We start from the raw sequence: 1,067 nt of genomic DNA, 5'->3' as shown, positions 1-1,067 counted from the left end.
TTTACTTAGACGGCAACCAACTTACCACTCTTCCTTCAGAGATATGTCAGCTATCACAGCTAAAAGAGCTTGGCTTAAACAACAACCAGCTTACCTCCCTTCCGAGAGAGATAAGGCAGCTCTCTCAGCTGCAAGCGCTTGATTTAAGTAGCAACCAGCTTACCTCCCTTCCAACAAAGATAGGGCAGCTCTCTCAGCTGCGACAGCTTGGCTTAAACAACAACCAACTTACTACTCTTCCGAGAGAGATAAGGCAGCTCTCTCAGCTACAAGGGCTTGGTTTAAGTAGCAACCAGCTTACCTCTCTTCCGGCAGAAATAAGGCATCTCTCTCAGCTGCAAGTACTTATTTTAAACAACAACAAACTTAACTCCCTTCCAACAAAGATAGGGCAGCTCTCTCAGCTGCGACAGCTTGACTTAAACAATAACCAGCTTACCTCCCTTCCGACAAAGATAGGCCAGTTCTCTCAGCTGCAAGTACTTGATTTAAGCAACAACAAACTTACCTCCCTTCCGACAAAGATATGTCAGCTATCACAGCTAAAAGAGCTTTACTTAGAACACAACCAACTCACCAATCTTCCTAAAGAGATAGGGCAGCTATCACGGCTACAAGAGCTTTACTTAAGCAACAACAAACTTACCTTCCTTCCGACAAAGATGGGGCAACTATCCCAGTTGCGAAAGCTTGGATTAAATCAAAACCAGTTTACCTTCCTTCCAGTAGAGATAGGGCAGCTATCTCAGCTAAAAGAGCTTGGCTTAAACAACAACCAGCTCACCACCCTTCCTACAGAGATAGGGCAGCTCTCTCAGCTACAAGTGCTTGGTTTAAGTAGCAGCCAGCTCACCACTGTTCCGGCAGAGATAGGGCAGCTATCTCAGCTGCAAGTACTTAATTTAAATAACAACAAACTTACCAACCTTCCTAAAGAGATAATGCAGCTCTCTCAGCTGCAAAGGCTTATCTTAGGCAGCAACCAACTCACCAATCTTCCTAAAGAGATAGGGCAGCTATCTCAGCTACAAGAGCTTGGCTTAAACAACAACCAGCTTACCTCCCTT

Annotated in this window: 1 protein-coding gene; it reads left to right on the top strand. The window is 44.9% G+C overall.

Going from position 1 to position 1,067, the window contains the following annotated elements; genetic code table 11:
* A partial coding sequence (locus DB42_RS05575) for a leucine-rich repeat domain-containing protein (protein WP_044882098.1) occupies window positions 1–1,067 on the top strand: 1,067 nt, incomplete at both ends.

The sequence above is a fragment of the Neochlamydia sp. EPS4 genome, assembly GCF_000813665.1.
GTDB lineage: Bacteria > Chlamydiota > Chlamydiia > Chlamydiales > Parachlamydiaceae > Neochlamydia.
This window is presented reverse-complemented; position numbering and strand designations above follow the sequence as displayed.